22 protein-coding genes and 1 pseudogene are annotated in these 21,505 nt (G+C 65.5%); 15 read left to right on the forward strand and 8 right to left on the reverse strand.

The features are described from left to right. The first annotated feature begins 110 nt into the window (after positions 1-110). The gene (locus L0U84_RS18915) at positions 111-251 is read left to right on the forward strand and encodes a hypothetical protein (protein WP_233851687.1); all 141 of its coding nucleotides are present in this window, start codon (positions 111-113) and stop codon (positions 249-251) included. 810 nt (positions 252-1,061) lie between these two features. After that, a pseudogene (locus L0U84_RS18920) lies at positions 1,062-1,886 on the forward strand (IS256 family transposase); the annotation flags it as partial. 94 nt (positions 1,887-1,980) lie between these two features. Here L0U84_RS18920 and L0U84_RS18925 read toward each other — a convergent pair. The 5 genes from L0U84_RS18925 to fliE form a co-directional block, all read right to left on the reverse strand. Further along, entirely contained in the window at positions 1,981-2,304 is a 324-nt protein-coding gene (locus L0U84_RS18925; RefSeq protein ID WP_233851689.1) for an EscU/YscU/HrcU family type III secretion system export apparatus switch protein, read from the reverse strand. Further along, positions 2,304-3,746, reverse strand: coding sequence for a flagellar hook-length control protein FliK (gene fliK, locus L0U84_RS18930; protein ID WP_233851690.1), 1,443 nt, complete (start codon positions 3,744-3,746; stop codon positions 2,304-2,306). Before fliK ends, L0U84_RS18925 begins: the two co-directional genes overlap by 1 nt. A 102-nt stretch (positions 3,747-3,848) precedes the next feature. After that, positions 3,849-4,175, reverse strand: coding sequence for a flagellar protein FliT (locus tag L0U84_RS18935; RefSeq protein ID WP_233851691.1), 327 nt, complete (start codon positions 4,173-4,175; stop codon positions 3,849-3,851). After that, a complete protein-coding gene (fliS, locus tag L0U84_RS18940) occupies positions 4,172-4,606 on the reverse strand; it encodes a flagellar export chaperone FliS (protein ID WP_233851692.1) in 435 nt (144 codons plus the stop codon). The genes L0U84_RS18935 and fliS overlap by 4 nt, the downstream gene beginning before the upstream one ends. Positions 4,607-4,913: 307 nt before the next feature. Beyond that, positions 4,914-5,249 carry a flagellar hook-basal body complex protein FliE gene (gene fliE / locus L0U84_RS18945; protein WP_233851693.1) on the reverse strand — a complete coding sequence of 112 codons (336 nt, stop codon included), beginning with the start codon at positions 5,247-5,249 and terminating at the stop codon, positions 4,914-4,916. A gap of 236 nt (positions 5,250-5,485) precedes the next feature. On the opposite strand from fliE, the gene fliF reads away from it, so the two are divergent. The 6 genes from fliF to L0U84_RS18975 all read left to right on the forward strand — a co-directional run bounded on the left by fliF (position 5,486) and on the right by L0U84_RS18975 (position 12,620). After that, the gene (gene fliF / locus L0U84_RS18950; protein ID WP_233851694.1) at positions 5,486-7,282 is read left to right on the forward strand and encodes a flagellar basal-body MS-ring/collar protein FliF; all 1,797 of its coding nucleotides are present in this window, start codon (positions 5,486-5,488) and stop codon (positions 7,280-7,282) included. Further along, complete coding sequence (gene fliG, locus L0U84_RS18955) at positions 7,272-8,267, forward strand: flagellar motor switch protein FliG (protein ID WP_233851695.1); 996 nt, start codon at positions 7,272-7,274, stop codon at positions 8,265-8,267. The genes fliF and fliG overlap by 11 nt, the downstream gene beginning before the upstream one ends. Next, entirely contained in the window at positions 8,254-8,943 is a 690-nt protein-coding gene (gene fliH, locus L0U84_RS18960) for a flagellar assembly protein FliH (RefSeq protein WP_233851696.1), read from the forward strand. Before fliG ends, fliH begins: the two co-directional genes overlap by 14 nt. After that, positions 8,937-10,580 (forward strand): flagellar protein export ATPase FliI, encoded by a 1,644-nt coding sequence (gene fliI, locus L0U84_RS18965; RefSeq protein ID WP_233851698.1) that lies wholly within the window; start codon positions 8,937-8,939, stop codon positions 10,578-10,580. The genes fliH and fliI overlap by 7 nt, the downstream gene beginning before the upstream one ends. Before the next feature lie 17 nt (positions 10,581-10,597). Next, the gene (fliJ, locus tag L0U84_RS18970) at positions 10,598-11,047 is read left to right on the forward strand and encodes a flagellar export protein FliJ (protein WP_233851699.1); all 450 of its coding nucleotides are present in this window, start codon (positions 10,598-10,600) and stop codon (positions 11,045-11,047) included. Between the two features lie 61 nt (positions 11,048-11,108). Then, positions 11,109-12,620: a flagellar hook-length control protein FliK gene (locus L0U84_RS18975; RefSeq protein ID WP_233851700.1), complete on the forward strand. Its 1,512-nt coding sequence runs from the start codon at positions 11,109-11,111 to the stop codon at positions 12,618-12,620. 490 nt (positions 12,621-13,110) lie between these two features. Here L0U84_RS18975 and L0U84_RS18980 read toward each other — a convergent pair whose 3' ends face one another. Beyond that, positions 13,111-13,542 (reverse strand): hypothetical protein, encoded by a 432-nt coding sequence (locus L0U84_RS18980; protein WP_233851701.1) that lies wholly within the window; start codon positions 13,540-13,542, stop codon positions 13,111-13,113. Between the two features lie 43 nt (positions 13,543-13,585). Here L0U84_RS18980 and fliL point away from each other — a divergent pair, with 43 nt between their 5' ends. Genes fliL through fliR form a run of 7 tightly spaced genes read left to right on the forward strand, consistent with a single transcriptional unit; the run spans position 13,586 to position 18,102 of the window. Continuing rightward, positions 13,586-14,086, forward strand: a complete 501-nt coding sequence (gene fliL / locus L0U84_RS18985; RefSeq protein WP_233851702.1) for a flagellar basal body-associated protein FliL — start codon at positions 13,586-13,588, stop codon at positions 14,084-14,086. 58 nt (positions 14,087-14,144) lie between these two features. Further along, on the forward strand, positions 14,145-15,143 hold the full coding sequence (gene fliM / locus L0U84_RS18990; protein ID WP_233851703.1) for a flagellar motor switch protein FliM: 999 nt from the start codon (positions 14,145-14,147) through the stop codon (positions 15,141-15,143). Then, positions 15,136-15,600, forward strand: a complete 465-nt coding sequence (fliN, locus tag L0U84_RS18995; protein WP_233851704.1) for a flagellar motor switch protein FliN — start codon at positions 15,136-15,138, stop codon at positions 15,598-15,600. Before fliM ends, fliN begins: the two co-directional genes overlap by 8 nt. After that, entirely contained in the window at positions 15,597-16,166 is a 570-nt protein-coding gene (gene fliO, locus L0U84_RS19000) for a flagellar biosynthetic protein FliO (RefSeq protein WP_233851705.1), read from the forward strand. The genes fliN and fliO overlap by 4 nt, the downstream gene beginning before the upstream one ends. Beyond that, entirely contained in the window at positions 16,166-16,975 is an 810-nt protein-coding gene (gene fliP, locus L0U84_RS19005) for a flagellar type III secretion system pore protein FliP (protein ID WP_442794016.1), read from the forward strand. Before fliO ends, fliP begins: the two co-directional genes overlap by 1 nt. 34 nt (positions 16,976-17,009) lie before the next feature. Further along, positions 17,010-17,279, forward strand: a complete 270-nt coding sequence (gene fliQ / locus L0U84_RS19010; protein WP_129959905.1) for a flagellar biosynthesis protein FliQ — start codon at positions 17,010-17,012, stop codon at positions 17,277-17,279. A 40-nt stretch (positions 17,280-17,319) separates the two neighbouring features. After that, positions 17,320-18,102, forward strand: a complete 783-nt coding sequence (gene fliR / locus L0U84_RS19015; protein ID WP_129959907.1) for a flagellar biosynthetic protein FliR — start codon at positions 17,320-17,322, stop codon at positions 18,100-18,102. A 77-nt stretch (positions 18,103-18,179) separates the two neighbouring features. Here fliR and flgL read toward each other — a convergent pair whose 3' ends face one another. Further along, the gene (flgL, locus tag L0U84_RS19020) at positions 18,180-19,406 is read right to left on the reverse strand and encodes a flagellar hook-associated protein FlgL (protein WP_233851706.1); all 1,227 of its coding nucleotides are present in this window, start codon (positions 19,404-19,406) and stop codon (positions 18,180-18,182) included. 11 nt (positions 19,407-19,417) lie between these two features. After that, positions 19,418-21,412, reverse strand: a complete 1,995-nt coding sequence (flgK, locus tag L0U84_RS19025) for a flagellar hook-associated protein FlgK (RefSeq protein WP_233851707.1) — start codon at positions 21,410-21,412, stop codon at positions 19,418-19,420. Between the last annotated feature and the right edge of the window lie 93 nt (positions 21,413-21,505).

Below are 21,505 nucleotides of genomic sequence, written 5' to 3' on the forward strand. Positions count from 1 at the left end.
CCGGCCAAGCCCATACCAGGCGCGGCTGCGACATTTGCGCTGAACCCGTTCAGTTGCCTCACACCCAGCACCAAAGGCGAGTCGGTACCGTCCACAAGGAAAGCGGCTTCGTGGTCATTCTCGCCATCTGCAGCGATATATTCGTGATATGCCCCGTCTTCGCCCAAGCCGATCAGTTCGCCTTCATTGCCGTAAAAGTCTTCGATGATCAGTTGCGGCTGGTCGAGCTCCGTCCCTTCCAGGCTGACTAGAAGTTTCTTGCCGGAACGGCGCACGGTAATGTTTTGGGGAGCATGGCCGGTATCGCTCTGGGCCAGAATAAACTTGCCGCCCTTGATGGCGTGGATATAAACGGGTGCGCCTTGCGCGGAATCGCGCAATTCGACCGTCTGCTTGATCGTGCTGCCGTCGATAACGGCCAGCTTCACAGAACTCGTACTCACAGCATTATTCCTTTCTTTCGGAGTGGGCGCGCTGGCCCAACTGGCCAGCAAATGGATGGGAAATCGTGACCCGGTTGCCGCCGGCTTCATCCACGTTCATTCTTGATAAGTGCCCCGGCAAACAAAACTGGACAAATCCATTTCTCAACAGGACTGGACCGAAAATGCCGTTTTAATGAGAAATCAGGGAGGGCAACCGCCCCATGTAGCCACTAAGGAATAGGCCGAGAGGATTCTTGCGTTGAGATATCTGTGAACTATCGTGGGAGGACAAGAATCAGTCGTGTGAAAACTTGAGTTTCACGATGAAGTCTCCTCCGGTACCTACTGTGAAGTACGCCTCGATTGATGCGCATTGCCGTTACTTATTGCGGTCGGCGCTGTGCGAAGCCCTGTCCGTGCGGGCAAGTTCAGCCGGTGGATGGAATAGTCGGTTGGAATCGCTTGGTGGACGTTTCGTATTCCAGCTTCTTCATCGGACCTTTGTTGAATCTGTCGTCGAAGCATGTGAAGCATCGGTCATGCTTGCGAGTCAGCGGCGGTTCGAAGCTGCCATCCGGTCGGACCTATCCGTCATTTCGCGGGCGAGGCATATCAAGAGAGGTAAAGACCATGAATATGCCGATGAAGAGGAAACGCACGGTCGCTTCTCAGGCAGCGGCCCTCGGGCCGCTGCCTGCCCTGCCTGAAGGTCTGCTGGACGAACTGGTGAAGGGTCCGATGACGCCTGCTGAGGTTCAGGATCTGATGCTGGCGTTCAACAATGCGGTCATTGAGCGCGCGATGGGCGCCGAAATGAATCTGCATCTGGGCTACCCGCAGGGGCAGCCGAAACCCGAAGGCCAGACCAACGAGCGCAACGGCGCAAGTGGCAAGACGCTCATCGCCGATCACGGGCCGCTCAGGGTCGATTTGCCGCGCGATCGCGACGGCAGTTTCGAGCCGGTCCTCGTCCCCAAACATGAGCGCCGTTTCACCGGCTTTGACGAACGCATCATCGCGATGTACGACGCGAAGCTGGTCCCTGTGGGACGCACGCGCGGCATGAACGTGCGCGAGATCCAGGCATTTCTGGCCGAGGCTTACGGCACCGAGGTTTCACCTGACTTCATCAACTCGGTCACTGACGAGGGGATGGCTGAAACGCTCGCCTGGCAAAGCAGCCCGCTCGAGCAGATGTATCCGCTCATCTTCTTCGACGCGCGGCGCGCAAAGATCCGCAGCGACGGCGTAGTAAGCAACAAGGCCGTGTATCTGGCGCTGGGCATCCCGGCCGATGGCCAGCGCGACGTGCTCGGCCTGTCGATCGAGCAAACCGAGGGCGCAAAGTTCTGGCTCAAGGCGTTCAACGAACTGAAGATGCGCGGCTGTCAGGACATCCTGATCGCCGTGGTCGATGGCCTGAAGGGGCTGCCCGAGGCGATTGGCACGGCCTATCCTTCATGGCATGAACGGCTCCAGGCGATAGACCGACAAGAAATCAAGGAAAGGCCAACTAGTCCAGGACAACGAAAAAAGCGCCGCCCTGCCAAGGGCCTCACCTCACATCAGTAGCAACAACATCCACGACATCCACCGCGCCAGCGCCACCGGCAGGTTCAGCCTCCAGCCGATGCAACCAGGCCAGCAACTCGGCGACAGCCTGATAAAGCTCCGGCGGAATCCGAGCATCCAGATCGACCTGCATCAGCAGTGACACCATCTCCGGTGCCTCGTGCACATACAACCCTGCTTCCTTCGCGCGCTGCACGATCATCTCGGCGATCAGCCCATACCCCTGCGCGACCACGCGCGGCGCGGGCTCGCCGCCATGAGTGTCGTACATGAGTGCAGCCGCGCTGCGGCGATGAGTGCGGCTCATCAGATGTCCCAATCGAAGTCGTCGCGCGCCGCGGTGCTCGCCATCGCCGACGCTGTAGCCGCGGTGGCCGCCGCGGCCGCCGACCGCGCATACGCCGACGCCGCCTGCACGCCCGCCACCGAGGCGCCTGCCGCAGCTCCCCCCGGTGCCCCGCCGCCGATCTCGCGGATCGTCAATCCCTGTAGCTCGATCCCCGCCGCCGCGAGCCGCTGACGGAAATCGTCGCCCTGCATCGCCAGCCGGGCCGCGCCGCGCGGGCTCGCCTGCACGCGCGCGGCGAGCCGCGTACCGGTCAGCGTCAGCTCGGCGTCGACGGTGCCGAGCGTCGGCAGCGACAACGTTAAGCGCGTGCGCCACGGCTGGTCGTCCTCGCTCGCGAGGCCGCCACCGCTGCGGTCCCATTCGTCACCGTCCTGCTCGATCGTCCAATCCAGACGCGCGCCGGGCCACGCCTCGCCGGTCCAGCGAAACTGTCCGGTCGCGAGCAGATCGAGTTGCTGGCGCACGAGCGGCACGGTCGCCGGATGCACCGCCGCCGCCATCGCCTGCGCGCTCTGCGACGAACCGGCCTCGGCTGCTTGCGGCGCCGCGCTGTGCAACCCCGTGTGCGTGGACTGGCCGTTCAGATCGGACACCGAGCTGGCCAGCAATTCGCCCGCGACGAGGCGCGCGGCCTGCGCGGTCAGGATCGATGGCATCGCGCGCGCGGCGGAGTTGTTCTCGGCACCGGTTGCTGTGCCACCCGCCTGAGCGTTGGATGCGCCGTTCGGTGTCCCGCGTGGCGCGCCGTCCGGCGCAGCGTTCGCCGAAGCGGACCACGCGTTCGCGCCGCCATCGTCGGGGCTCCAGTCGGGAAGTAGTTGAGACTGGGCAACGAGCTGGTTCTGCGCCTCGTTCGCCAGCTCGGCCGGTGAGCGCTGGCCGACCAGCCAGGCCGCGAGATGCGCCTCGTAGAACAGGCCGCTATCGGCGACCGTCTGTTCCAGCGCGGCCGCGAGCGCCGCGACGGGCACTTCGGTCGCCGCCACGCTTGCGATCACGGTCGCGGCGGCAGTTGCGTTGGAACTGGTATTGGAAGCGGCGGCGGAATTGCCGGCAGAAGAATTGCCCGCTGCGGTGCCGGCCGCATCGGGCAGCGGCAAGCTCTCAATGGCGACATCGAGCGCCGGGGCGGCGGCCCAGATCGGCGCACGGCCGAGCACGGCGGGGGTCGCCTCGCCGCCCGAATTGGCGATCGCATTCAGCGTCAGCGCGACGGCCGACAGCGCGGTTTGCGCGGACGACTGCGGCACGGACGTCGTGTTTACGGGCGCCGCGGGAGCCGCGGTATCGACGCCGGCCGCGCCGGTCTGCGAAGTGGTCGCGGTTCCCGGCGCGATGCTGAGCAGGCTGTCGATCCGGCTCGATAGCACCGAAGCGAGGGCCGAATCGATTCCGTTCATACCGGTTCCTTGGTCGCATCGGCGGCAACGCGCGCGATGCTCTGATTGCTCCGATCCTTCAGACGCGTGCGGCGCGGCGCCAGCTCACGCGCCCACCCGCACTCAGCGCGCCCCGTACAGCTCCTTCAGCACGCGCGTCGGCCGGCCGGCGAACAGCGCCGACAGATGCGCCATGCGCGGGTTCGCGAGGTCGCGGATCGCGGCGTCGTCGGCGAGGATCTGGCGGATCAGCGCGTACTTGCGCAGGCGCTCGGCCTCGTCGAGCTTGACGCCCACGTCGGCTTCGCGCAGCGCTTCGACCAGATGCCGATACTCCTCCTGCAAGTGGACCAGGTCGTTCCACAGTGCACGACGGGCCGCCATCAGCATGCGGCAGGACAGCGCGGCAACCGCTTCATAGCGGGCAAAATATTCTGCGTTCGATGTCATCTCAGGCTTTCCGCGGCTGGCTGTGCAGCCATCCGCGCGACCTCCGGGGCTATCCCGATCCATGCCTCTTCGAGCGTCGCGAGCAGACCGTCCACTTCCACGAGCATCGCCTCGCTCTGATTGATATTGGCTTCCAGCAGCCGACGCAACATATAGGTGTACAACGCGTTCAGCCGTGCCGCGACCTGACCACCCACCTCGAGGTTGAGCGACTGCTGCAGCCCGCTTTCGATGATCCGCATCGCCTTGCTGATCGCCATGCCACGCTCGGCCACGTTGCCCTGCTGCAAATGCATGCGGCTCTGTGCGATTGCCTGCCGTGCGCCCTGGTACAACAACACAGTCAGCCGATGCGGACTCGCGCCCATCACGGATGTCTCGATACCGACACGCGCATACGCGTTGGCTCCAGCGTGACCCGGGGAAAACATCGGCGCTCCTCCTCTGATACTGACTGCGGTTAAGTCGTGGCGTGGCCGCGCGGCGCGTCGCCGCGCCGGTCGCTGACCTGTACTTTGGTTATCGGATCCGCGACGACAAAGCTTTAGGCCGGTGTAAGGGGGATCGAATGCGCCGCTGGGCGCGCACGGGAAACGCGGCACGAGGCGCCGCCGGCGCATGCGCCGGCAGCGGCTTGCCGGATCATCGGACGGGGTTGACGCAGACTGTCATGCTGTCCTTCAGGTAGACCTTAAGGAAGACCCTCAGGCAGTCCTGCACCAACCCGCGCGAGCTCGTTCAGATCGACATCTGCGCGATGTCGTTGTACGCGGCGACCAGCTTGTTGCGCACCTGCAAGCCGAACTGGAAGCCGACGTTGGCCTTCTGCATGTCGACCATCACGTCGTTCAGCGACACGTTCGACGCACCAAGCTCGAACGCCTGCGATTCGCCGACCGCCTTCTGCTGGTCGCCGCTGATCTTGTCGAGCGAGGCCTTCAGCGCCGCCGCGAAGTTGGTGGGCGTCGCCGCGCCGGACTGCTCCGCCGCCGGGGTCGCGTCGCCGGCCGCCTGCGCCGCCATCGCCTGCATCTGTTGCAGCGCCGACGATAGCGCGTTCACGGGCATGGTCATGTTTTCTCCGTTGAATGTGCGATCGGACCGCCGGAAGGTGTACCGATCTGGACGAAAGCATAGCAGCGGCCCCTCGCGGAAAGTCCCGAAACTAGGGGGGAAACCCGGCTCTATTCAAGCAATCGGGTTGAGCGCCGCTGCGGATAATTTCAAGGGTGAAAGTGTCTGTCCGTCCGCCGAGCCCCGGCGCGGCATCACGGCAGAACGCCAAGGCATTCCCCGGAGAAACCCGACGCATGGATTCGTCAGCCAACTCGTTGATCAACCCCGACGCCCGCATGGGGCTCGCCGGCGCGCAGCCCGCTGCCGGTCAGGCCGGTAGCGGCCAGGCCGGCGGCACGGCCGACCTGGGCGGCCTCGGCGGCCTGGGAGGTATCGGCGGCAATTTCGGCCAACGTCTGTCCGGACTCGCGCAGATGCGCGGCAACCCGCGCGCGCCGCTCGTATTCGCGCTCGCGCTGCTGATAGCGGTCGTCGCGGGCCTGTTCCTGTGGTCGCGCGCTCCGGACTACAAGGTGCTCTACAGCAATCTGTCCGACCGCGACGGCGGCTCGATCATCGCCGCTTTGCAGCAGGCCAATATCCCGTACAAGCTGTCCGACAGCGGCAGCGCGATCCTCGTGCCGGCCGAGCAGGTCCACGAGATGCGCCTGCGCCTCGCGTCGCAGGGGCTGCCGAAGAGCGGCTCGGTCGGCTTCGAACTGATGGACAACCAGAAATTCGGCATCAGCCAGTTCGACGAGCAGATCAACTATCAGCGCGCGCTGGAAGGCGAACTCGAACGCACGATCGAATCGATCTCGTCGGTCAAATCGGCGCGCGTGCACCTCGCGATTCCGAAGCCGAGCGTGTTCGTGCGCGACAAGGAAGCGCCGTCGGCGGCCGTGCTGGTGAACCTGTACCCGGGCCGCGTGCTCGACGAAGGCCAGGTCGTCGCGATTACGCACATGGTGGCGTCGGCGGTGCCGGAAATGCCGGTGCGCGGCGTGACGATCCTCGACCAGGACGGCAACCTGCTCACGCAGCCAACCAACGGCAGCGGGCTCGATGCAACCCAACTGAAGTTCCGCCAGCAGATCGAGCGCAATACCCAGCAGCGCATCGACACGATCCTCGCGCCGCTGTTCGGCGCCGGCAACGCGCGCTCGCAGGTCAGCGCCGACATCGACTTCTCGCATAGCGAGCAGACTTCGGAGAAGTACGGCCCGAACGGCAATCCGCAGGATGCCGCGATCCGCAGCCAGCAGACGAGCAGCGCCACCGAAATGTCGCAGGGCGGCGCCTCGGGCGTGCCGGGTGCGCTGTCGAACCAGCCGCCGCAGCCGGCCTCCGCGCCGATCGTGGCCGGCAACGGCGCGAGCTCGGTGACCACGACGCCGGTCAGCGATCACAAGGATTCGACCACCAACTACGAGCTCGACAAGATCGTGCGCCACGTCGACCAGCCGATGGGCGGCATCCGCCGGCTGTCGGTCGCGGTGGTCGTCAATTACCTGCGGGTCGTCGATCCGAAGGGTCACGTGACGATGCAGCCGGTCAGCGCCGACAAGCTCGCGCAGATCACGCAGCTCGTGAAGGACGCGATGGGTTTCGACGCGTCACGCGGCGACTCGGTCAACGTGGTCAACAGCGCGTTCACCACCGAGCTCGACCCGAACGCCGACCTGCCGTGGTGGCGCACGCCGGACATGCTCGCGCTGTACAAGCAGATCGCGACGTACCTCGGCATCGGCGCGGTGGCCCTGTTCCTCTACTTCGTGATGGTGAAGCCGGCGCTGCGCCGCGCGTTCCCGCCGCCGCCCGAGCCGGTCGCCGCACTGATGTCGCCGGACGAACCGATGCTGCTCGACGGCATCCCGGCCGAGGAGCGCGAAGGCGCGGTGGTCGAAATCGAAGCGGACAGCGAGAAGCTCGCGCTCGAAAACGCGAAGCACAAATACGAGCGGAACCTGGAGTTCGCGCGCAGCATCGCGCGTCAGGATCCGAAGGTCGTAGCAACCGTCGTCAAGAACTGGGTGTCCGATGAGCGCTGAAGGCGTAGTGAAGAGCGCGCTGCTGCTGATGTCGATCGGCGAGGAAGAGGCGGCGCAGGTGTTCAAGTTCCTGGGCCCCCGTGAGGTCCAGAAGATCGGTGTCGCGATGGCCGGGCTGAAGAGCGTGACGCGCGAACAGGTCGACGAAGTGCTGCAGGAGTTCGTGCGAGAAGCCGAACAGCACACCGGCATGTCGCTCGATTCGAACGAATACATCCGCTCGGTGCTGACCAAGGCGCTCGGCGACGACAAGGCCGGCGTGATCATCGACCGGATCCTGCAGGGCAGCGACACGAGCGGCATCGAAGGCCTGAAGTGGATGGACTCGGCGGCGGTCGCGGAACTAATCAAGAACGAGCATCCGCAGATCATCGCGACGATCCTCGTGCATCTGGACCGCGATCAGGCTTCGGAGATCGTCGCCTGCTTCACGGACCGCCTGCGCAACGACGTGCTGCTGCGGATCGCGACGCTCGACGGCATCCAGCCGGCCGCGCTGCGCGAACTCGACGACGTGCTGACCGGCCTGCTGTCCGGCAGCGACAACCTGAAGCGCAGCCCGATGGGCGGCATCCGCACGGCGGCCGAGATTCTCAACTTCATGTCGAGCAACCACGAGGAAGGCGTCATCGAAAACGTACGCCAGTACGACGCGGAACTTGCGCAGAAGATCATCGATCAGATGTTTGTGTTCGAGAACCTGCTCGACCTCGAAGACCGAGCGATCCAGCTGCTGCTGAAGGAAGTCGAATCCGAGGCGCTGATCATCTCGCTGAAGGGCGCGCCGCCCGCGCTGCGTCAGAAGTTCCTGTCGAACATGTCGCAGCGCGCGGCCGAGTTGCTCGCCGAAGACCTCGACGCACGCGGCCCGGTGCGCGTATCCGAGGTCGAGACGCAGCAGCGCCGCATCCTGCAGATCGTGCGCAACCTCGCCGAAAGCGGACAGATCGTGATCGGCGGCAAGGCGGAAGATGCATATGTCTGATCCGAACGCCCCGGCAAAGGAAAGCCTCTCGGCCTACCAGCGCTGGGAGATGGCGTCGTTCGATCCGGCCCCACCGGCGCCCCCGCCGGCCGAGCCCGAGTTCGACGAGCGTGCGTTCGAAGCCGAACTCGAGCGCCGCCGCGACGCCGCGCATGCGCAGGGCGTCGCGACCGGTCATGTGGCCGGTCAGGCGCTCGGCTACCAGGCGGGCTACGACCAGGGGCATGCGCAGGGTTTCGCGCAGGGCCAGACCGAGGCGCGCGAGGAAGCGATGCGGCTCGCCGCGCTTGCCGAAACCTTCAAGAGCGCGCTCGATGGCGCGCAGCACGCGATTTCCGAAACGCTGGTCGCGCTCGCGCTCGACATCGCGCAGCAGGTCGTGCGCCAGCACGTGCAGCACGACCCGACCGCGCTGATCGCGGCCGCGCGCGAGGTGCTCGCGGCCGAGCCCGCGCTCTCCGGCTCGCCGGCGCTGATCGTGAGTCCCGCCGATCTGCCGGTCGTCGAGGCGTATCTGCTCGAAGAGTTGCAAACCCGCGGCTGGACCGTGCGCACCGATGCTTCGGTGGAGCGCGGCGGTTGCCGCGCGCAGGCCGGCACCGGCGAAGTCGACGCGGGCATCGACACGCGCTGGCAGCGCGTCGCCGCCGCGCTCGGCAAGGTGAGCACGTGGTGAAGCCGACGCTCGACGAGATCCGCGCGAGCGACCTGACGCCGCTCGAGCGCGAGCTCGCATTGGCATCGTTCGGCGCCGAAGCGCTGGCCGATGCCGAGTCGGCCAGTACCGACGAATCCGCGGATTCCACACCGCAAGCTTCGGCGGGCGCGCATCCCGCGACAGGCGCGGCGGCGAGCCGCGAGTCGGCCGCGACGGACCACGCCGTGCGTGCGGCTTCGGCCGCTCACGCTCCGCGCGCGCCGTCCTACGATCCCGCGCTCGACATCAATCCCCACATGCAGGCGTGGCGCGGCCAGCTCGACGCGCTGCGCGCGCGCAACGCGATCGCCAGGCCGCTGCGCGCGTGCGGGCGTCTGACGCGCGCGGCCGGTCTCGTGCTCGAAGCGGTCGGCCTGCGTCTGTCGGTCGGCGCCGAAGTGATGATCGAACTGCCGCCCGGTAGTTCGCTGCCGATGGCCGAAGCCGAAGTGGTCGGCTTCTCCGGCGACAAGCTGTTCCTGATGCCGACCACCGAAGTGATCGGCCTGTTGCCCGGCGCACGCGTCTATCCGCTCGAAAGCGCGCCGATCGCCGATCCGCTCGCGGGTGCGAAGCGTCTGCCGGTCGGCTGGGAACTGCTCGGCCGCGTGCTCGACGCATCGGGCCGTCCGCTCGACGGGCTCGGTCCGCTCGGCACCCAAACCGACGCGCCGCTGTCCGCGCCGGTGATCAATCCGCTCAATCGCGAGCCGATTCACAAGGTGCTCGACGTCGGCGTGCGCGCGATCAACTCGCTGCTGACGGTTGGCCGTGGTCAACGCATGGGGCTGTTCGCGGGTTCGGGCGTCGGTAAATCGGTGCTGCTCGGCACGATGGCGCGCTACACCAGCGCCGAGGTGATCGTGATCGGGCTGATCGGCGAACGCGGCCGCGAAGTGAAGGAATTCATCGAACAGATTCTCGGCGAGGAAGGTCTGGCGCGTTCGGTCGTGATCGCCGCGCCGGCCGACGTGTCGCCGCTGTTGCGGATGCAGGCCGCCGCGTACTCGACGTCGCTCGCCGAATTCTTCCGCGACCAGGGCAAGCACGTGCTGCTGCTGATGGACTCGCTGACCCGCTACGCGATGGCGCAGCGCGAGATCGCGCTGGCGATCGGCGAGCCGCCCGCGACCAAGGGTTATCCGCCGTCGGTGTTCGCGAAGCTGCCGGCGCTGGTCGAGCGCACCGGCAACGGGCCGGCGGGCGGCGGCTCGATCACCGCGTTCTACACGGTGCTGACCGAAGGCGACGACCAGCAGGACCCGATCGCCGACTCGGCGCGCGCGATTCTCGACGGCCATATCGTGCTGTCGCGCTCGCTCGCCGAAGCCGGCCACTACCCTGCGATCGATATCGAAGCGTCGATTAGCCGGGCAATGACCGCGCTGATCGACGATAACCATCTGAATAAAACGCGTATGTTCAAGCAGATGCTGTCGCGCTATCAGCGCAACCGCGATCTGATCAACGTCGGTGCGTATTCGAGCGGGCGCGACGCGGTGCTCGATCGCGCGATCGCCCTGTATCCGCGGATGGAAGCGTTCCTGCAACAAGGTTTTCGTGAGTGCGCGAACTTCCAGCCGAGCATCGACATGCTGAACGCGCTGTTTGCTTAGCCCCGAGGAGGCTGACGATGTCGAAACACTTTCCGATCAAGACGCTGATCGGTCTCGCGCAGGACGACGTGGACGCCGCCGCGCAGCGGCTCGGCCGCGCGCAGCGCGAGCGCAACGACGTGCAGGCGCAACTCGATGCACTGGTGCAGTACCGCAACGAATACTACGTGCGCTTCACCGAGAGCGCGCAGTCGGGCATGCCGGCCGGCAACATGCGCAACTTCCAGGCGTTCCTCGACACGCTCGATGCCGCGATCGAGCAGCAGCGCAACCTGCTCGCGGCGGCGAGCGCCCGGGTCGAGATGGCGAAGCCCGACTGGCAGCGCCAGAAGCAGAAGCTCGGCTCGTACGAAGTGCTGCAGGCGCGCGGCGAGGCAGCCGAGGCGAAGGTCGCCGCGCGCCGCGAGCAGCGCGACGCCGACGAATTCGCCGCGCGCAGTCTGCGCATGCGTACCGACGGCGCGTGAGGCGTTGCCTCACGGCTAAGGCCCGACGGCACAGCCGTTTGACAGGTTCACAGGATTCCTTATGTCGCTTCTTTCACAGATCGGCTCCCAACTGAGCACGCTGCTCGACACGAGCGGCAATGGGTCGAGCAACGCCGCCGCGAGCGCCGCGGTCAACTCGAGCCCGTTCGCGCAGACCCTGCAGCAAAGCATCGACCAGCAGAACAGCGCGAATCAACAGCAGACGAGTTCCGCGACGGCGTCGCAACCCCAGCCGCCGAGCGCGCCGCCTGCCTCCCCCGCTGCCGCGCAGCAGAGCGCGAGCAGCAGCCAGAACGGCAGTGGCACGTCGAACAGCGGGTCGAGCAGCGACGCGTCGTCCACGACGTCGACGTCACAAACGCAGCAGGCTTCGAACAGCCAGACGACCACGACGCAGGCGAAGCAGAAGGGCACCAAGGCGCAGACCGACGCTGGCGCGCTTGCCGCCGCGGCGGCTGCCGCCCAGGCTCAGGCCCAGGCCCAGGCTGTTGCCAACAATGCCGACGCGAACGCGACCACCACGACCGATGCCGCGAGCGCCGCCGCCGACGCGGTCAGCGCGCTGGCCGGCACGGCCGCGGGCGCGCTCACGGCCACGGTGGCAAGCAGGACAGGCGCGGTCGATCCGAAGTCGCTGCAGGATGCGTTGCAGAGTGCACTGTCCGCGCTGTCGAGCGGCCAGGGCGCGGTGCCCGCGGCCGCGCTCGCCAGCGGCGCGGCCGCGAAAGCAGCGAGCGTGTCGAGCGCGGCAGGCGGATTGGGCAACACGAAGACTGGCCTGAACGGCACGTCGGACGGCAAGACGCTCGGCAACGGCCTGTTCAGCGATGCCAAGGGGACCTCGACCGGCCACACGACGCTGACCACGGCGACGGCCGCCGCGACTGCGCTGGCCGATCCATCGATGGCGAGGTCGGCGGCCGATGCGCTGAGCGCCGCGGCCGCGACGAGCGGCCAGGCGGACAACCTCGCATCGGCGCGCAGCGCGTCGGATGCGGCGAACGCCGCGCTGGCCGCGACGCAGGCGGCCGCGAGCGCCGCGAGCACGACGGCGGCGGTGCAGAACACCGGCAACGCGAGCGCGGCCGCCGCCGCGAACGCGCTGACGCCGCAGGTCGGCACGAGCGACTGGGAAGACGCGCTGAGCCAGAAGGTGGTGTTTTTGTCGAATGCGCATTCGCAGAGTGCGGAGCTGACGCTCAATCCGAAGGATCTGGGACCGTTGCAGGTCGTGCTGCAAGTCGCGGATAACCATGCGCATGCGCTGTTCGTTTCGCAGCACCAGTCGGTGCGGGAGGCGGTCGAGGCGGCTTTGCCGAAGCTTCGCGAGGCGATGGAGTCCAATGGGATTGGGCTTGGCAGTGCGAGTGTGAGTGATGGGTTTGCGCGGCAGAGCGGGCAACAGCAACAGAGCGCAGGCGCGGGTGGGTCTAATGGGAAGGGGGGCGGTGGTGGTGGGGCCCTCGCAGGGGATGGCGTCGTGGACTCCGCCGGTTCAGTGGCTGGTGTTGCCGTGCGGCAGCAGGTTGGACTAGTCGATACGTTTGCCTAGAGCGAGGCTGGGCGCTTTTTTCGTTGTTCTGGCGTTCTTGGCCTTTCCTTGTTGTCTTATCGGTCTATTAGCGTTGCCCCTGTGCGGGGCGGCGCTTTTTTCGTTGTTCTAGCGTGATTGGCCTTTCCTTGCTGTGTTGTCGGTCTATTAGCGTTGCCCCTGTGCGGGGCGGCACCTACTTTCTTTGCTGCTGCAAAGAAAGTAGGCAAAGAAGACAGCTCAAACCGCTAACTCTTAAGCGGGCTCCCCGGTCTGCATGAGGTAGTGGTGCATCTGGAATCCGTGCTCCCGCACATTCAGCACCAATGACAAGGCCGTCATTCCTCCGGCGGCGCTACGCGCGCCGAATCCCCGTTCAAAAACCACTGGTTGTTCTGGCGCATCGCCGAGGCGAGCCGAGGGCTCCCGCTGCGCGGGCCAAACCGTTGGTTCCCCTGGCAGACCCGTCCGCGACGCACGCAGTGCGGAGTGGGAGCTGATGACGGCTTTGTCACCAGAGCGGAATGTGCGGGGACACGGATTCCAGATGCACCACTGCCCCTTCCGAGCCAGGGGAGCCGCTTATAAGCTGGCGGTTTGAGCTGTCTTCTTTGCCTACTTTCTTTGCAGCAGCAAAGAAAGTAGGTGCCGCCCCGCACAGGGGCAACGCTAATAGACCAATAAGACAACAAGGAAAGGCCAAGAACGCCAGAACAACGAAAAAAGCGCCGCCTCCGCACAGGGGCAACGCTAATAGACCGATAAGACAACAAGGAAAGGCCAACCAAGCCAGAACAACGAAAAAAGCGCCGCCCTGCCAAAGGGCAACACCAAAACCCAAAAACAAAACCCATCTCAACGATAAAAAAACAGCCAAAAACCTGAGATAGCCAGAAATAGCCCTTCTTTTCGACCCATAGCGCCGCAGGCAAATCAACAACAATCACCCTAACCCTTACTAGGCTAGCAACAAGCTAGCAAACCAAATGGCAACCACGACCGCCCCGCAACAAGCCGTGCCCGCCTCGCCGGGCCCCATGAAGCGCATCATCCTGATCGTCCTCATTGCGCTGATCGCCGCGGGCGCCGCCGGGGCTGGCGTGTGGTTCTTCATGTCGAAGCGCGCACCCGTCGCCGTATCGGCCGAAGCCGCGCCGGCGCCGTCCGCCGTGCCGCTGTTCTTCCCGCTCGAATCAATGACCGTCAACCTGCAATCGGACGACGGTCAGCAACACTTCCTGCGCATCGGCCTCACGCTGAAGCTCGGCGACGCCGCCACCCAGCAGGCGCTCACCGATCACATGCCGGAAGTGCGCAGCCGCATCCTGCTCGCGCTGTCGAACAAGCACCCCGAAGACCTCGCGCCGCTCGAAGGCAAGCGCGCGCTCGCCGAAGAGCTGAAGACGCTGATCATGGAGCCGACCGAAAAGGGCGCCGCACCGATCCGCGTGCAGGACGTGCTGTTCACCGAGTTCGTCGTGCAGTGACGTGACGTTCGCCAGCACTGCCATCATCAATCGCCAAGGGACGCACGAGGAATAAGCAATGGGCCACGAAGAGTTCATGTCCCAGGAGGAGGTCGATGCCCTTCTGAAGGGCGTCACCGGCGAATCCGACACGGAATCCGAGCAAGGCGATCGCACGGGCGTACGCCCGTACAACATCGCGACGCAGGAACGCATCGTCCGTGGCCGGATGCCGGGCCTCGAAATCATCAACGACCGCTTCGCGCGCCTGTTGCGCGTCGGCATTTTCAACTTCATGCGGCGCTCGGCGGAAATCTCCGTCGGCCCGGTGAAAGTGCAGAAGTACAGCGAATTCACGCGCAATCTGCCGATCCCGACCAACCTGAACCTGGTCCACGTGAAGCCGCTGCGCGGCACGTCGCTGTTCGTGTTCGATCCGAACCTCGTGTTCTTCGTAGTCGACAACCTGTTCGGCGGCGACGGCCGTTTTCATACGCGCGTCGAAGGACGCGATTTCACGCAGACCGAGCAGCGCATCATCACGAAGCTGCTCAATCTGACGTTCGAGCACTACACGGCGTCGTGGAAAAGCGTGCGCCCGCTGCAGTTCGAATACGTGCGCTCGGAAATGCATACGCAATTCGCCAACGTCGCGACGCCGAACGAAATCGTCATCGTCACGCAGTTCTCGATCGAGTTCGGCTCGACCGGCGGCACGCTGCACATCTGCATGCCCTACTCGATGATCGAGCCGATCCGCGACGTGCTCTCGTCGCCGATCCAGGGCGAGGCGATGGACGTCGACCGGCGCTGGGTGCGCGTGCTGTCGCAGCAGGTGCAGGCGGCCGAAGTGCAGTTGAGCGCCGACCTCGCGCAGGTGCCGGTCACGTTCGAACAGATCCTGAACATGCGCAAAGGCGATGTTCTGCCGATCAACATCCCGGAGCACATCACCGCCAAAGTCGACGGCGTGCCGGTGATGGAATGCGGCTACGGAATTTTCAATGGTCAGTACGCGTTGCGGGTCCAGAAGATGATCAGCGCAGCCGACACGATGAAGGAAGGTGGATATGAGTGACCTGAACGCAAAGCCCGAGAGCGATCTCGCGGCAGCCGAGCAACTCGCCGCCGGCGCGCTGTCCGCCGCGGACGACGACGCGGGGATGGACGACTGGGCCAGCGCGCTCGCCGAGCAGAACGGCAACGACGAAATCAACCCGGCCGCGGCCGGTGTGTTCCAGCCGCTGTCGAAGGTCGCGCCGACCTCGACGCACAACGACATCGACATGATTCTGGACATCCCCGTCCAGATGACCGTCGAGCTCGGCCGCACCAAGATCGCGATCCGCAATCTGCTGCAGCTCGCGCAAGGCTCGGTCGTCGAACTCGACGGTATGGCCGGCGAGCCGATGGACGTGCTCGTCAACGGCTGCCTGATCGCCCAGGGCGAAGTGGTGGTCGTCAACGACAAGTTCGGTATCCGGCTGACCGACATCATCACGCCGTCCGAACGCATCCGGAAACTGAATCGATGAAACGTTTGGCAGGTCGCGGCGGGTTGCTCGCGTCGCGCAAGGTTTTGTCGCAGGCCGTGAACAAGGCGCTGGCAGCGAGCGCCACGGTGCTCTGCGCGTCCACCGTCGCGCACGCCGCCGACATGAACGCGGTCAACAACGCCGCGAAAATCGCGTCGGGTGTCGGCGCGGGCAGCGCAGTGCCGGCGCTCGGCGTAGGCGCAGTGCTGCAAACCTTCGTCGGGCTCGCGGTCGTGATCGGCCTCGTGTTCGGCTGCGCGTGGCTCGCGCGACGCTTCGGCCTGCAACCGGGCCAGCGCGGCGGCCTCGTGAAGACGGTCGGCGGCGCTTCGCTCGGCGGCAAGGAGCGCGTCGCGGTCGTCGAGATCGGCGATACCTGGCTCGTGCTTGGAGCTGCGCCCGGCAACGTGCGGCTGCTGCATACGATGCCGGCGGGTTCCGCCGCGGCCGATGCGCTCGCCGCTTCGCCCGCACCGCTCGCCGGCAGCTTCGGTCAACGCTTTCGCGACGCCCTGAAGGGCGAAGTGGGCAAACGTTTCAACGCGCACGGCGGCGGGGATCGGTGATGCAGGTCAGTTTCAGGCAGTCAGGCTGGTTCTTCATGCTCACGCGCCGAGTGGCGCGGGCGCTCCCCGCAGTGCTTCAACTCGCGCTGCCGGCACTGCTGTTCGCGCTGCCCACGCTATCGTTCGCGCAAACCGCCGGCCTGCCGGCCTTCACGACGAGCCCCGGCCCGAACGGCGGCACGACCTACTCGCTGAGCGTGCAGACGATGCTGCTGCTCACGATGCTGTCGTTCCTGCCCGCGATGGTGCTGATGATGACGAGCTTCACGCGCATCGTGATCGTGTTGTCGCTGCTGCGCCAGGCGCTCGGCACGACCACCACGCCGCCGAACCAGGTGCTCGTCGGCCTTGCGCTGTTTCTGACGTTGTTCGTGATGTCGCCGGTGCTCGACAAGGCCTATAACGAAGGGTACAAGCCGTTCTCCGAAGGCACGATTTCGATGGACCAGGCGGTGTCGCGCGGTGTCGCGCCGTTCAAGACCTTCATGCTGCGTCAGACCCGCGAAAGCGACCTCGCGCTGTTCGCGCGCATCTCGCACGCGGCGCCGATGCAGGGGCCCGAAGACGTGCCGCTGTCGCTGCTGGTGCCGTCGTTCGTGACGAGCGAGCTGAAGACCGGCTTCACGATCGGCTTCACGATCTTCATCCCGTTCCTGATCATCGACATGGTGGTCGCGAGCGTGCTGATGTCGATGGGCATGATGATGGTGTCGCCGGCGACGATTTCGCTGCCGTTCAAGCTGATGCTGTTCGTGCTCGTCGACGGCTGGCAGTTGCTGCTCGGCTCGCTCGCGCAGAGCTTCGTCTGATCTTTTTCGACTCCTCGTTCTCCAGGCACTCCCGATGACACCCGAAGCAGTCATGACGCTGGCCCACCAGGCCATGTACATCGGCCTGATGATGGCCGCCCCGCTGCTGCTCGTCGCGCTCGTCGTCGGTCTGCTGGTGAGCCTGTTCCAGGCGGCCACGCAGATCAACGAAACCACCCTGTCGTTCATCCCGAAGCTGCTCGCAATCGCACTCACGCTGGTGATCGCCGGGCCGTGGATGCTGACCACGATGCTCGACTACCTGCGCCACACGATCACCAGCATTCCGACGCTCGTCAACTGAGCGCCGCCGGCACGTCGACGCGCTCTCCCCGCCCCGCTCCATGTTCACGGTCACCTACGCGCAACTGAACGTCTGGCTGACCGCATTCCTGTGGCCGTTCGCGCGCATCGCCGCGCTGATCGCGACCGCGCCGGTGTTCGGCAACACGTCGCTGCCCTCGCGCGTGAAGATCGGCCTTGCCGCGTTCACGACGATCATCGTCGCGCCGACGATCGGCGCGCTGCCGCAGGTCACCGTGTTTTCCGCCGCGGGCGTGTGGATTCTCGTCAACCAGTTCCTGATCGGCATCGCGCTCGGCGTGACGATGCAGGTCGTGTTCCAGGCGATCGACGCGACCGGCTACTTCATCGGCCTCGGCATGGGCCTCGGCTTCGCGACTTTCTTCGACCAGCAGGCGACCGGCTCCGGCGTCGTGATCTCGCGCTACATGACGACGATCGCGACGCTGGTGTTTCTCGCCGTCGACGGTCATCTGCAGATGATCGCCGCGCTCGTGACGACGTTCCAGTCGGTGCCGGTGTCGGCGAACCTGCTCGCACCGCACGGCTGGCAGGCGCTCGCGAACTGGGGCGGCTCGATCTTTTCCGCGGGACTGTTGCTGTCGTTGCCGGTCGTCGTCGCGCTGCTGATCGCGAACCTCGCGCTCGGCATTCTCAATCGCGCGGCGCCGCAGATCGGGGTATTCCAGATCGGCTTTCCGCTGACGATGCTGGTGGGCCTGCTGCTCGTGCAGCTGATGCTGCCGAACATGATCCCGTTCTTCGTGCGGCTGTTCGATGGCGGCATCGATCAGATGGGACGGATCGCGGCGGGGCTCAGATAACACCACGCAAGTCTCGAACCGCGCACGTAAAAAAACCGGCTCGCGCCGGTTTTTTTCTTTGAGCCGCCGCAGCGGCATCAGTTGTTGATGTACTGGAACAGCGACATGTTCTGGATCTGCACGAACGCTTGCTGCGATGCTTGCAACGCGGCCTGCGTCAGCGTGTACTTGCTGATCGTCGAGACCATGTTGGTCTGGGTCAGGTTTGCGATATCGCTTGCCGTTTGCGTCGAGTTGGTCTGCGTGACCGTTTGCAGCGCCTCGACTTCCTGCTCGCGACCGCCCACCGAAGCCTGCACCGCGGTGATGTTGTTCAGCGTGTTGGAAAGCTGCGACAGACCCGTATTCATCGCGTTCTGCAGCGTCGCCGAGGCCGCGTCGTTGCCGCTCACCGGCTGCTGCAGCGCGGTGATCATCGCGTTCAGGTTCGCGAACACGTTGGTGCCCGCCTTGTTGGCCGGCTGCACCGTGAAAGTGTCGTTGGCGACCGGCGTGCCGGTGATTTCGACGGTCTGGCCGGCCAGCGTGATGTTCGAACCCGACGTGTAGGGCTGTGCCGTGCCCACGGTGTTGGTCGTCGTGTCGGTGACCGTGTAGGTCATCGCGCTGCCGGTGCCGCTGAACTGGATCTGGTACGTGTCGGCGTTCGCCGCGTTGGTCGGATCGGTGACCGTGACCGGGCCGATCACGCCGGTGCCGGTGTTGGCCGAACTGCCCGAGGCGATCGGCTCCGCGTTGGTCGCGCCGACGCTCATGAACACCGCGAGACCGTTGTCGCCGGTCGCCACCGAGTTGCTATCGGTGACCTGCACGGTGCGGGTGCCGGTGTCGCCCGAATAGACGACGTTGCCGGCCGCATCGGTCGTGAAAGCCTGGGTCGAATTCTGGAAGCCGGCGAACAGCGCGTTGCCGGAGCCGTCGGTCGCGTTCGCGTAGGTCAGCAGCTGGTCGCGCAGGGTGGTCAGCTGCGCGGCGATCGCCTGGCGGTTGGTGTCGTTCAGCACGCCGCTGCCGACGCTCAGGCCCAGCGTGTTCGCGCTTTGCAGCGTCGTGATCACGCTGGAGAGCGTCGAGTCCTCGGCCCCCAGCGACGACAACGCCGAATTCTGGTTCGTCGTGTACTGCGACAGCGCGGCCGCCGTCGAGCTGAGCTGCACCGCCTGCGCGGCGCCGAGCGGATTGTCGGCGGGCGTGGTCAGGCTCTGGCCGCTCGAGATTTCCTGATAGATCTGCGACAACTGAGCTTGCTGATTGCTCATGTTCGCGACGTTCATGCCGAAGTACTGCTGGGTCGAAATTCGCATGGTTCAACGCCTTACGAGAAGATGCCAAGCAAAGTCTGGAACAGCGTCTGCGCGGTCTGGATGACCTTGCTGTTGGCCTGATAGAGCTGTTGGTACTGAAGCAGGTTGGCCGCTTCTTCATTGATATTGACGCCCGAGACCGACTGCTGCGCCGACGTGATCTGCGTGACGAGCGTGCTTTGCGCGGTCGCCGACGTCTGGATCTGCGTGGTCTGGTTGCCGATGGTGTTCACGTAGCTCGCGTACGCGCCCGTCAGCGTCGCGGTGCCGCCGTTGAGCACCTGCGCCGACGTCAGGCTCGACAGCAGTTGCGCGTTGCGGCCGTCGTTGGTCGCGCCGGTGTTCGGTCCGATCGTGAACGTGTCGCCGCTGGCGGGCGTGCCGCCGATCGTGACCGTGACGTTGTTCATCACGCCCGCGCTCGTCGAATTGGTCGGGTTGGTGATCGTCAGCGTTGCACCCGAGCTCGGCGAGTACGGCACCGCGGTCGTCGTCGAGCCGATCGTGTACGAAGTCGACGGGGAGCCCGCGACCGTCACCACCGAGCCGACCGGGAAGCCGGTCAGGCCGGTGCCCGCGGTATAGGTGATCGTCGACGTGCTGGTCGGTGCGCTGTAGCCGGCCGATACCGTGCCTTGCGAGACCGTCATGCTGCCGGTGTTCGACGTCGATGCCGATGCGAGCACGGGCGCCGCGGCCGCGATCGACGAGGCCGAGGTGGTGGTCAGCGCGAAGCCGTCCAGCGCGCCGCGGGTCGGCTCGACCGAGAACGAGTCGCCGGCCTTCATCGTGCCGCTCGCGACCGAGAACTGCAGGCCGCCGATCGGGTTGGTCAGGTTCGCCGCCGAGCCGACGATGCTGCCGGTCTGGTTGTCGGTCAGCGTGTAGGCGGTGCCGTTGTACGACAGCGTGTAGTCGCTCGTGGTCGGCTGGGCCGCGTTCGCGAACGAGACGCCGAGCGTCGCGTTGCCGGTGTTCTGCGGGTTCGCGTACACGGTCGGCGAGCCGACCGTGAACAGCGCGCCGCCGGCGGTGCCGTTCAGCGTGAGGCCGAGCTCGTTCTGCGAGTTGACCTGCGCGGCGAAGCTGGTCGCGATCGCGCCGAGTTGCGCTTCGGCCGGATCGAGCGTTTGCGACCGGAATTGCAGCAGGCCGCCGAGCGTGCCGCCGGACACGCTCGTGTCGGACAGCGTCTGCGGGGTCGGCGCCGGCTTCGCGCCGGCCTGGCCGAGATACTGGACCGACAGCTCGCTCGGGTCGCTCGTCGAGGTCGCCGTGCCGAGGTTGAAGCTGTTGCCCGCCAGCACCAGCGGCTGCCCGCTCGACATGAACAGGCTATAGCTGCCGTTGTCCTGCACGACCGACACGCCGATCAGTTGCGACAGATTCGACACCGCCTGGTCGCGTTCGTCGAGCAGCTGGTTCGGCGGCTGGCCCTGGTTGCTCGCCTGCGTGATCTGCGTGTTCAGCGACGCGATTTGCGCGGTATAGGTGTTGATCTGCGTGGTCGCGTTGCTCAATTGCGTATTGACGCTCGAGCGCAACTGGTCGTACTGCTGGCCTGCCGCGTTGATCTGGTTCGCGAGCGTCTGCGCGTCGCTGATCGCGGTCTGCCGCGTCGACACGCTCGACGCGTTGCTGGCGACGTTCTGCAGGCCCGAGAAGTAACCGCTGATCGCGCTCGCAATCCCCGTGGTCGGACTGCCGACGAGGTTGTTGAGCTCGGTGATCATCGTGTTGTACGCGGTGAGCGAGCTGCTCGTCGACTGCGCGTTGTTCAGCTCGGTCGTCAGATACTGGCTGTACGCACGCGTCACGGTGTCGGTGGAGACGCCCATCGGCAGGTAGCCGGAGCCGGTGTACGTGCCGCCCGTCTCCGAATACACCGGCGTTTCCATCGTGTAGCCGGGTGTCGACGCGTTGCTGATGTTTTCACCGGTCGTCGTCAAACCCCATTGGGCTGCCTGGAGTCCGCTGAGGCCGATAGTCAAGAGATTGCTGGACATGCGTCATCCTGAAGGGCGGCATCGCAGACATGCCACCGCGTTAGTGGAACATCCTCTTTAACGGCCCGCCGCGCGAAAAATTGAGGGCCATTC

It is taken from the genome of Paraburkholderia sp. HD33-4, assembly GCF_021390635.1.
Taxonomy (GTDB): domain Bacteria; phylum Pseudomonadota; class Gammaproteobacteria; order Burkholderiales; family Burkholderiaceae; genus Paraburkholderia.

Coding starts and splice junctions, on each gene's coding strand:
- fliN (WP_233851704.1), top strand. CDS start 15,136: ATGAGTGACCTGAACGCAAAGCCCGAGAGCGATCTCGCGGCAGCCGAG.
- fliK (WP_233851690.1), bottom strand. CDS start 3,746: ATGAACGGAATCGATTCGGCCCTCGCTTCGGTGCTATCGAGCCGGATC.
- fliM (WP_233851703.1), top strand. CDS start 14,145: ATGGGCCACGAAGAGTTCATGTCCCAGGAGGAGGTCGATGCCCTTCTG.
- fliG (WP_233851695.1), top strand. CDS start 7,272: ATGAGCGCTGAAGGCGTAGTGAAGAGCGCGCTGCTGCTGATGTCGATC.
- fliJ (WP_233851699.1), top strand. CDS start 10,598: ATGTCGAAACACTTTCCGATCAAGACGCTGATCGGTCTCGCGCAGGAC.
- L0U84_RS18975 (WP_233851700.1), top strand. CDS start 11,109: ATGTCGCTTCTTTCACAGATCGGCTCCCAACTGAGCACGCTGCTCGAC.
- flgL (WP_233851706.1), bottom strand. CDS start 19,406: ATGCGAATTTCGACCCAGCAGTACTTCGGCATGAACGTCGCGAACATG.
- fliR (WP_129959907.1), top strand. CDS start 17,320: ATGTTCACGGTCACCTACGCGCAACTGAACGTCTGGCTGACCGCATTC.
- L0U84_RS18935 (WP_233851691.1), bottom strand. CDS start 4,175: ATGACATCGAACGCAGAATATTTTGCCCGCTATGAAGCGGTTGCCGCG.
- fliP (WP_442794016.1), top strand. CDS start 16,166: ATGCAGGTCAGTTTCAGGCAGTCAGGCTGGTTCTTCATGCTCACGCGC.
- fliL (WP_233851702.1), top strand. CDS start 13,586: ATGGCAACCACGACCGCCCCGCAACAAGCCGTGCCCGCCTCGCCGGGC.
- fliO (WP_233851705.1), top strand. CDS start 15,597: ATGAAACGTTTGGCAGGTCGCGGCGGGTTGCTCGCGTCGCGCAAGGTT.
- fliH (WP_233851696.1), top strand. CDS start 8,254: ATGCATATGTCTGATCCGAACGCCCCGGCAAAGGAAAGCCTCTCGGCC.
- fliE (WP_233851693.1), bottom strand. CDS start 5,249: ATGACCATGCCCGTGAACGCGCTATCGTCGGCGCTGCAACAGATGCAG.
- fliS (WP_233851692.1), bottom strand. CDS start 4,606: ATGTTTTCCCCGGGTCACGCTGGAGCCAACGCGTATGCGCGTGTCGGT.
- fliF (WP_233851694.1), top strand. CDS start 5,486: ATGGATTCGTCAGCCAACTCGTTGATCAACCCCGACGCCCGCATGGGG.
- L0U84_RS18925 (WP_233851689.1), bottom strand. CDS start 2,304: ATGAGCCGCACTCATCGCCGCAGCGCGGCTGCACTCATGTACGACACT.
- flgK (WP_233851707.1), bottom strand. CDS start 21,412: ATGTCCAGCAATCTCTTGACTATCGGCCTCAGCGGACTCCAGGCAGCC.
- fliQ (WP_129959905.1), top strand. CDS start 17,010: ATGACACCCGAAGCAGTCATGACGCTGGCCCACCAGGCCATGTACATC.